The organism is Patescibacteria group bacterium (genome assembly GCA_028692545.1).
Lineage (GTDB): Bacteria > Patescibacteriota > Patescibacteriia > UBA1558 > S5-K13 > STD2-204.
This window is the reverse complement of sequence record JAQUXC010000023.1, coordinates 1-8,041: the sequence shown is the minus strand read 5'-3', so window position 1 is coordinate 8,041 and position 8,041 is coordinate 1. Positions and strand designations below refer to the sequence as shown.

8 protein-coding genes and 1 other annotated feature are annotated in these 8,041 nt (G+C 27.7%); of the genes, 3 read left to right on the top strand and 5 right to left on the bottom strand.

Annotation, left to right across the window (positions count from 1 at the left end):
• Positions 1-191: 191 nt before the first annotated feature.
• Positions 192-1,355: a hypothetical protein gene (locus PHZ07_05465; protein ID MDD3285015.1), complete on the top strand. Its 1,164-nt coding sequence runs from the start codon at positions 192-194 to the stop codon at positions 1,353-1,355.
• A gap of 74 nt (positions 1,356-1,429) precedes the next feature.
• Entirely contained in the window at positions 1,430-2,104 is a 675-nt protein-coding gene (locus PHZ07_05460) for a pseudouridine synthase (GenBank protein ID MDD3285014.1), read from the top strand.
• A gap of 1 nt (position 2,105) precedes the next feature.
• Here the strand turns inward: PHZ07_05460 and PHZ07_05455 are convergent, their stop codons facing one another.
• From PHZ07_05455 to PHZ07_05445, 3 genes are read right to left on the bottom strand one after another with little or no spacing between them, the layout of a single operon-like run.
• The gene (locus PHZ07_05455; GenBank protein MDD3285013.1) at positions 2,106-3,347 is read right to left on the bottom strand and encodes an NAD(P)/FAD-dependent oxidoreductase; all 1,242 of its coding nucleotides are present in this window, start codon (positions 3,345-3,347) and stop codon (positions 2,106-2,108) included.
• Positions 3,347-3,763, bottom strand: a complete 417-nt coding sequence (locus PHZ07_05450; GenBank protein MDD3285012.1) for a hypothetical protein — start codon at positions 3,761-3,763, stop codon at positions 3,347-3,349. The genes PHZ07_05455 and PHZ07_05450 overlap by 1 nt, the downstream gene beginning before the upstream one ends.
• Entirely contained in the window at positions 3,760-4,338 is a 579-nt protein-coding gene (locus PHZ07_05445) for a hypothetical protein (protein ID MDD3285011.1), read from the bottom strand. The genes PHZ07_05450 and PHZ07_05445 overlap by 4 nt, the downstream gene beginning before the upstream one ends.
• An 80-nt stretch (positions 4,339-4,418) precedes the next feature.
• Between PHZ07_05445 and PHZ07_05440 the strand changes: the two genes are divergently transcribed.
• Positions 4,419-6,620, top strand: a complete 2,202-nt coding sequence (locus tag PHZ07_05440; protein MDD3285010.1) for a hypothetical protein — start codon at positions 4,419-4,421, stop codon at positions 6,618-6,620.
• Between the two features lie 63 nt (positions 6,621-6,683).
• On the opposite strand, the gene rplL is transcribed toward PHZ07_05440, so the two are convergent.
• Entirely contained in the window at positions 6,684-7,073 is a 390-nt protein-coding gene (gene rplL, locus PHZ07_05435) for a 50S ribosomal protein L7/L12 (GenBank protein MDD3285009.1), read from the bottom strand.
• A gap of 61 nt (positions 7,074-7,134) precedes the next feature.
• Positions 7,135-7,650 (bottom strand): 50S ribosomal protein L10, encoded by a 516-nt coding sequence (gene rplJ, locus PHZ07_05430; GenBank protein MDD3285008.1) that lies wholly within the window; start codon positions 7,648-7,650, stop codon positions 7,135-7,137.
• A gap of 107 nt (positions 7,651-7,757) precedes the next feature.
• Positions 7,758-7,892, bottom strand: a sequence feature (ribosomal protein L10 leader region).
• Positions 7,893-8,041: the final 149 nt, after the last annotated feature.

The following is an 8,041-nucleotide window of genomic DNA, read 5'->3' as shown; positions in this document are numbered from 1 at the left end:
TCCTAAATACCATAAAACTCGCTTTTCTTTTGGATAACTTGGTTTTAAAGGCATATATTTGTTTATTAGTTAACAGTGTTACCCCTAAGTATACCAAGTGTTACCTATTAGTGTTAACTGTACAAAACATTGACTAATGTACAAAAATATAGTAATATAAAAAATTCACAAAAAAATAACTGGAGGAACTCATGAAGACAATAATTTTGTCATTGATAATAATGTTAACTATTCTCTCTTTGGGTTGTGACAAAACAACCAAACCAGAACATAATGACCAAAAGCTGATCATAATGAACACCCAGATATATTATCTGGATGACAGGTTTAGCAGAGAAGAGTTGGTTGATGTTATCACAACAAGGATGCAAATCCTTGCAACCAAAGGCGTTAACTGTATCACCTTATACAAAGGCGGATATATCTTCAATGATCATATCTATGAAGAATTCGCTGGAAGAAATTTAAACAATGATGGTGTCGCTGGTTGGGGAAACCTAACCGATGAGCAATTAATTACTCTATCTACTATAGCACATGGACTTGGTATGAAAGTTCAGCTTGCTTTGGACTTATTTCCTATTGTTTACGACGCTTCTGGCTGGTGTATTTATCTCGGCCATGGAGTACGTGAGGGAAGCAAGTGCGATTTTATTCCAAACTATATTGACGTATTCTTCAATGAATACGCACAATATACTAAAGATTGTGCCGAACTTGCCCAAACAATGGGTGCAGAATTGTTTAATTTCGGACAGGAGTTAGAAATGATTTCTACTCCTCAATACTCCCAGTACTGGGACAATATTATCACCGGAATCAATTCCAAATATTCCGGTTCTATTACCTATTATTCAAAAAATGGGCATTATGGAGGAACTGATGAATTTGATACCATGTGTTCCCAGCTCAAATCAAGGGTTGATTATCTTGGATGTACAATGTACATTCAAGGATTATCAAACTTGAATAATCCATCGATATCACTAATTCGCCAAGGTGTTGTTCCGAGTTTTCAGAAATGGGAACAAAGATCAACCGAATATGGCAAAAAAGTCATAATTGGCGAAACTGCCTGTGGAAGTTATAACGGAGCTCTTGGAAATGGTTTCCTTGGACAAATGTATAATGAAAATTATCTCAATGGAGCTGTTCTAAATGAAGAGATTCAGGCAAATTACTTTCAAGCTTGCCTTGAAAATCTTCAGACCAAAAGTTCCATATATGGCCTTGCTTGGGATAAGGCATATTATCAGAGGTGGAATCCAGTCGTTAACGAAAAAGGTCCAAGCCCTTTTTCAAACGAAAGTATCCCGAAATCAATGCTGGATAGGATAAAAAATCCTGTTCAGTAAAATACAATGAAAGCCTGCTGAGTTTAACTCAACAGGCTTTCTCTTTTTAAACATAAAATGTTATTATTTCATATATGAGGATAAACAAATTTTTGGCACAATGTAATCTTGGCTCTAGACGAAAAGTTGAAGAGCTTGTTAAAAATGGAGAAATTATTGTAAACAACAAAATTATTTCTGATTTAGGAACTCAAGTAAATGAAAATGATGAAGTAAAATACAAAAACAAAATTCTAAAAAATGAACAAGAAAAAATATATATAGCAATCAATAAACCAGTTGGCTATATTGTTACAAAACAAGATGATTATGAAAGAAAAACTATATATGATTTATTGCCAAGTGAATTTCAAAATTTGAAATATGTAGGAAGACTTGATTATACCTCTGAAGGACTTATTATAATGACAAATGATGGAGATTTTATAGAAGAAATTACTCATCCAAAATACAAACTTCAAAAAATATACGAAGTAATACTAAACAAAACTCTTACAAAACAGCAAATTCAAATGCTAAGAGATGGCATAATTATAGAAGATAAGAAAACAAAACCAGCAAAAGTAAATTTGATAGACAAAACAAAATTGGAAATTACTATATTTGAAGGTCGCAAAAGACAAATAAGAGAAATGATAAAAAGTGTTGGCTCTGGAATTATAAATTTAAAAAGAATTCAAATTGGAAATTTAGAACTTGGAAACATACATTCCGGAAAATACATATTTATAAACAAATCTGATATATAAATTAGCTACTTGCGGATTTACCAGCAACAAATCCAGTAGAAAACGCGGCTTGAAGATTATAGCCGCCAGTTTCTCCATCGATATCAATACTCTCTCCAGCAAAAAAAAGTCCTGGGATTTTTTTTGATTCCATTGTCATAGGACTCATTTCCTTTATACTTACACCGCCTGATGTAACAATAGAATACCCAAAACTTTCAAGACTATCTATATGAAATTCAAAATGTTTTAATAAATTACATAACTCAGAAATTTCTTCTTTATTCAAATGTTTTATTTTTTTATTTTCATCTGCATTTAATATTTCCAAAAATATTGGAATCAAATTGCTCGGCAATAATAATTTAAGTAAATTCTTATAAATAATATTTTTGTCATTCATTTCTCGTCTAATTCTAATATTTAATTGTTCTATACTTAGAGCTGGTTTCAAATCAATTGTCAAAATCAAATTTTTTAAATCTTCACGACATATATATTTGCTAAGCGATAAAACTATTGGACCAGAAACGCCATTATTAGTAAAAAGCATATCTCCAAACTGTGATATTATTTCCTTATTATTCTTCGATACAGAAACTTTTACATTTTTTAGTGACAATCCCTCTAATCTAGAAATAAATCGCTCCTTTAGCACAATAGGCACCAAAGATGGCACAGGATTTACTATCGTGTGTCCCAATTTTTTACAAATATTAAATATTTCACCAGTTGAGCCAGTCCCAGGGTATGATTTTCCTCCACATGCAATTATTACTTTATCTGCAATGAAATCTAAATTACCGAACTTCAAAACAAATTTGTCTTTTTTCTTTTCAATTGATATCAAAGATTTATTTGTTTCTACTTTTACATTATTTTCTTTTAAACATTTTTTCAATGCGTTTAAAATTTCATTTGAGTCCTCGCTTTTTGGAAAAACCCTATTTCCTCTTTCATATACAAAATGAACTCCTTTTTTTCTAAAAAAATCCAATAAGTCTTCATTAAAAAATACACTAAAGGCATGATGCAAAAATTTTCCATTTTTTCCAAAAAAAGAAATAAATTTTTTTATATCAGTTTCTGAATTAGTAATATTACATCTCCCCTTTCCAGTGAGTAATAATTTTCTCCCAAGAGAATTGTTTTTTTCAAACAAATATACATCATTGTCTTTGTTTTCTGATGCAATAATAGAAGCCATCATTCCAGCTGGTCCGCCTCCTATTACAGCGACTATTTTTTTATTATTTGAAGTCATTATCTTTTCAAAATTTTATCAAGCTTGTTGGATTTGGTAATGTCTGGCTCCCTGTCATAATAAGGCCTTACAAAATCGTATTTTTGAGCATTTTTTTGTAAATCAAGATAATCTGCCTTCTTTGTTATTTCTACGTTCTCTATGCCAAAAATAGGCGTTTTTAGACCATATGAGAGTGTATTTGCAATAACTATACCAAGTCTAACAGATGTAAATGATCCTGGACCACGATTAACTATAATTTTCTCAATATCTTTTAAATTAAGTTTATATTTTTTCAAAATAAAATCCAACAAAAACAAAGCATTTTCTGATTGCAAAAGGTTTACTTTTCTTTTCAACAAAAAAACATCGTCATTTTCTATTATGGCGAATTCTAAAAAATTTCTAACACTTGTGTTTATATATAAAATCATTTAGATTTTTTGGATAATCCTAAATTATCTATTAAAACTATTTTTTTATTCTTCAAAACATTATAAAGAAATTTGTCTGCCATTTTTTTGCGATATTCAAACTCTTTTATATCCATTATTGTATAGTTTATTTCGGAAACAAACTCTTCTGATAGTTTATTAATTACTTTTTCTATTTTTTCTTTACTTGTTTTTCCTACAATTAAAATATCTGTAATTGTCTCTAATTTCAAATCTACAAAAGTACCAGTAAGTGCTAAATATTTTATACCCGTTATATCCTTGAATTTCTTTGCATATTCTTTTTCTAATAATACACGAGATTTTAACACAAGTCTTCTAAGTTCATCAATAAGGATAAAATTATTATTCAAAGAGTAATATTTCTTATAGTCTTTGGTTTCTGATTTTAGAAGTCCTAACTTTTCTAGATTTTCAAGCTCTCTTCTTACTGAGTTTATTCTTTCATTTATATTTCTTGTAATTTCTCTAACAAAAAAACTTTTATTATTTTCAATAAAAAACAATCTTAAAAGTTTTGTTCTTGTTTGCGATCCAAATAATTGTTCAAGCATAGAATGAAACTATTTTAATTTAAAATATTCTCTTTTTATAGTATAATATTTCTAGGTAATAAACAAGAACTACAAACAAGATGAAATATGTACTAAAAACAAATAAATTAATATTAAAATCTAAAGAAAATTCAGAAAATGTGTTTATATACACAGGTTCTCCAAATAAAGATCAAAAGAACAAAGGTAAACTTGTGATTCTTCTTGAATTTCCTGAATCAACTGAAAACCCAAAAGAGTTAGGAAATTTATTGGTTCAAAGAATACACAAGCTTTATTATAATTCAACCTTGGTAGAACAGGAAGCAATGCTAGAGAGTATATTAGAAGAAGTAAACGAAAATTTACCACTCATAACAGAAGTAGATAATAATTTTCTAAAAAAATTCAAAGCAGTGATTTCCATAATCTATAGACAAGAAGTATATTTTTCTCCTGTTGGAAATATTTCTGCTTGGACCACAAATAATAAAGAATTAATAAATATTTTTGATTACTTAGATGATGGAATAGACAAGCCAACAGTAGATAAAATTTTTACAAATATTCTAAGTGGCAACATAGAACCAAATCAATCATTAATATTTACGACTGATACTCTATTTGATTATATATCTGAGGAAAAATTATCAGAAATAATATCTGAAAACGAATTCGTCGGAATAAACATAAAATTAAAAGAGTTATTGTATAAAATTACAGATAAAAATTTTTGCTCTGTTTTTGTAAAATTATGTCCATTTGAAAACCAAGACAAAGAAGAAACAAAAGAGGACGTAAAAAATATATTATATAATAAAGATAATTCAAAAGAATCAATAGATAAACTACTTCAAAATCAAAAAAGAACAAAAGATATATTAACAAAAGGGAAAAGTGATATAGAAACAGAAGAAAATTCAGGACAAGATGTTATGGATTTTGTAAAACAAGAACTTTTAAAAGAAAATCAAGAAAAAATACCGAAAATTTCAAAAAAAATCAGAAAACCTCATATAAAATTAAATATAAAACCTATATTTAGTTATCTAAAAACATATTTATCTATTCTTTGGAAAGTATTAAAATATCCTATTAAAATTATTATAAAAATTAGCAAAAAAATATTTACGAAGAAGATTAAACAAAATGATAATCTTTCACTACAAACAAATGCTATATTAAAAGGAGAAACAAAAAACTTTGGTTCAAAAAAACCAAATAAAAACACAATAATATTACTAACGGCTCTTTTAATATTAATAATTTTTGCAATTAGTATATTTATAAACAATCGCAAAAAAGAAACTAAAAAAATAGAAGAAACATATAATACAATCATTAAAAATATAGAAGAAAAACAAGAAGAATATGATTTACTTGGAATATACAAAGATGAAAACCAAGCAAAAGAAAAATTAAACGAAATATCTGAACTTATAAATTCATTACCACAAAAGACTGAGGAACAAAAACAAAGATACAATGATGTATTACAAAAATTTACAGAAATATTAAATAAAATAAGAAAGTTAACAACAGTATCAGACATTAACTCTATTAAAGAATTGGATTTTAAAGCAGATAATATGTTTAAATATGGAGATTCTATTATTTTGACGAATAAAAACAACAAAACTATAAATCAATTAAATCTCAAGTCAAAAGATTTAAATACTATTTTGGAGTATCAAAGTCAAGGTAATATTGATACATTCACAAAAGAAGATGAATTTGTATATATATTAGAAAATGACAAAGTAATAAAGATTAATTTAGAAACTAGAGAAAAAGTAGAAATGAATATAGCACTACATCCAAATTACAAAAATACAAAAGATGCACAAATGTATGGAAATAGACTATATATACTTGATTCAGAAAGCAAACAAATATACAAGCATACTATGGGTGAAACAAATTTTTCTAAAGGAGAAAATTGGATAAAATCTAACACTGATATATCAAAAGCAACTTCAATAACAATAGATGGAGATATATATCTTGGAACAAGTGATGGTAATATAATAAGATTTTATAGTGGAGATTTAAAATCAATAAATATAACCTTAATAGACCCAATTGTAAAAAATATAGACAAAATATATACAGACAGAACAATTCAAGAAGTATATTTGATGGATAATACCAGTAAAAGAATAGTAATAATAAACAAAGATGGAGCTCTTATAAATCAATATTATTTTCCTACAATAAAAAATATGAACAATTTTATAGTAGATGGTTCTGCTAAAAAAATATATATACAATCTGAAAATAGCATATTGGAATTTAAATTTTAAAACTTTAAGATATCAAAAAACCATCCCGCTTAGTGGGATGGTTTTTTTGTATAGAAAAAAAGCTTATTTCAAAGTTACTTTTCCACCAGCTTCTTCTAATTGTTTCTTTGCATCTTCTGCAACTTCTTTGTTTGCACCTTCTAAAACAACCTTTGGTGCTTGATCAGCAATGTCTTTTGCCTCTTTTAGACCTAATTGAGTCAAATTTCTAATTGCTTTTATAACACCAATTTTGTTTGCGCCACATTCTGTAAGTTCTACATCAAATGAGTCTTTTTCTTCTACAGCTTCTGCTGTAGCAGTAGGCATAGCACCCATCATCATAGGAGCAGCTGCTGAAACTCCAAATTTTTCTTCTAATATCTTTACTAGTTCTGAAAGATCTAGTACAGACATTTTTTCAATTTCTTCTACAATAGATTTAAACTTTGTAGGGATTGTTTCTTCTGTCATATTTTTACTTGTCCCACCGAAGCGAAGCTTAGGCAGGATTAATTATTAATTAATTATTATATTATTTCTTTTCAGATATAGCTTTTAAAACATTTACAAGTCCACGCATATTGCCACTTAATACATTTACAAATCCTGTCATTGGGTTGTTCATTGTTCTTAAAAGTTTTGACAATAACTCTTCTTTGCTTAATATCTTTGATAATTCTTCTACTTGGCTTTTGCTCATAAATTTATCTTCTAGCCAACCACCATGTATTTCCAATCCTTCATTTTCTTTTGCAAATTTTGCAAGTATTCTTGCAGCTGCAACTTCATCATTTCCAAATGCTACTGTAAGATTACCCTTTGTATCATCTATAGCTGATTCATCAATATTTTCAGATGCTGCCAATTTCAAAATAGTCTTTTTTATAACTTTATAAAAAATACCCTGTTCTCTTAATTCTTTTCTAATTTTTTCAACCTGACTTACTGGTAAATTTTTATAAGAAGTAATAATAGTAAGCTTTGATGATTTAAGTCTATCCTTGGCTTCTTTTAATGCTTCTTCTTTCTGTACTTTATTTTTTGCCATATGTTTATGTTATTAATTTAAAATTTTAATTTTATTAACATTCATTAGAATATTAGTATTTCATTAGTATATTTGTACATATTCAAATATTCGTATATTAGTATTTTATTAGTATATAAAAAATCTGTGTTTTCCACAGACCATAAAAAGAAACCAAATCTTTTTTAATCTCCTCGGTAGGTAATTAAGCTCTGAGTTAATCGAAGAGCACCTACTGTCTATGGAATATAAAAATTATAGCACAATAATAAACAATGTCAAATACTTGTACAGTTAACACTAATAGGTAACACTTGGTATACTTAGGGGTAACACTGTTAACTAATAAACAAATATATGCCTTTAAAACCAAGTTATCCAAAAGAAAAGCGAGTTTTATGGTATTTAGGAG